Origin of the sequence: Lichenihabitans sp. Uapishka_5, from assembly GCF_033947565.1 — a bacterium.
Lineage (GTDB): Bacteria > Pseudomonadota > Alphaproteobacteria > Rhizobiales > Beijerinckiaceae > Lichenihabitans.
The window spans coordinates 1-1,302 of sequence record NZ_JARPVX010000198.1 but is presented as its reverse complement, the minus strand read 5'-3'; the positions used below and the strand labels follow the sequence as shown (position 1 = coordinate 1,302).

Sequence of the window (1,302 nt, the reverse complement as noted above, 5' to 3'; positions counted from 1 at the left end):
AGATGTGTATAAGAGACAGAGGAAATAGGAGCCCTGGCTCGGCACCACGGGCCAGCCCAACTCCGCCAGCCCCGCCGCAAATCGGTCTCGGCTGCGTTGCAGCCCGTCCCGCATGGCGGCGAAATGCGCTTCCGGCTTGCCGAGCCCGTAGGCGACCGCGGTCTGCAGGTTGGGCGGCGTCGTGAAGGTGAGGAACTGGTGGGCGCGTGCCAGACCGCGCAGCAGCCCGGGGGCCGCCATCACGAAACCGACCTTCCAGCCCGTGAGCGCGAAGATCTTGCCGGCCGAGCCGATCTTCACCGTGCGGTCGCGCATGCCGAGCTCGGCCATTAGGGTTCGGTGCGGCGCCCCGTCGAAGGTGACGTGTTCCCACACCTCGTCGCAGATCGCCACCGCGTCATGGGCGACGCAGAAGCGAGCCAGCAGCGCCAGATCGTCGGCGCCGAACACGGTGCCGGTCGGGTTGAGCGGGTTGTTGAACAGCACCGCCCGGGTGCGCGGCCCGAAGGCCGCCGCCAGCGCCGCCGCGTCGAAACGCCAATGCGGCGGCTCGAGCGTGACGAAGCGCGGCACCCCGCCGGCGCGCCGGACCAGCGGCAGGTAGGCGTCGTACATCGGCTGGAACAGCACCACCTCGTCGCCGGGCTCGATCAGCGCCATCAAGGCGCCGGCCAGCGCCTCGGTGGCGCCCGAGGTCACCATCACCTCGCTGGCAGGGTCGAGTTCGAGGGCCTGGAACCGGCGGTAATGCGCCGCAACGGCCTGTCGCAGTTCGGGCAGGCCGAGCATCGGCGGATATTGGTTGGAGTTGTCGAGCAGCGCCCGGGCGGCGACTTCCAACACGTCGCGCGGCCCGGTGCCGTCGGGGAACCCCTGGCCGAGGTTGATGGCGCCGTGCTGGGCCGCCAGGCGCGACATGGTCTCGAAGACGCTTGTGCCCGCGTCGGCGAAGATGGAATTCATGGGTTTGTTGTGTCGGGTTTGCGGCCCGTCGGCAATCCGGGAGGGCGGGGATGGCGGAAGCGGGCACCGTGGTGGCGCGGAGCTGTTTGGTGATCGGCGGCGCCCGCTCGGGCAAGAGCACCCACGCGGAGGCGCTGGCGGCCGCGAGCGGCGGCATGCTCGTCTATCTCGCCACCGCGACCGTGTGGGACGACGAGATGGACCGGCGGGTGGCCGAGCACCGGGCGCGGCGGGACGGGCGCTGGCGCACCGTGGAGGCGCCGCTCGACCTTGCCGAAGCGTTGCGCCGCGAGGCCGCGCCCGGTACGGCCGTGCTGGTCGACTGTTTGACGCTGTGGC

The 1,302-nt window shown here is 71.0% G+C and carries 1 protein-coding gene; it reads left to right on the top strand.

What is annotated here, in order from left to right; translation table 11 throughout:
- Positions 1-1,013: 1,013 nt before the first annotated feature.
- Positions 1,014-1,302, top strand: a 289-nt coding sequence (locus tag P7D22_RS23130) for a bifunctional adenosylcobinamide kinase/adenosylcobinamide-phosphate guanylyltransferase (RefSeq protein ID WP_319936589.1), incomplete at its 3' end; no start/stop codon positions are given.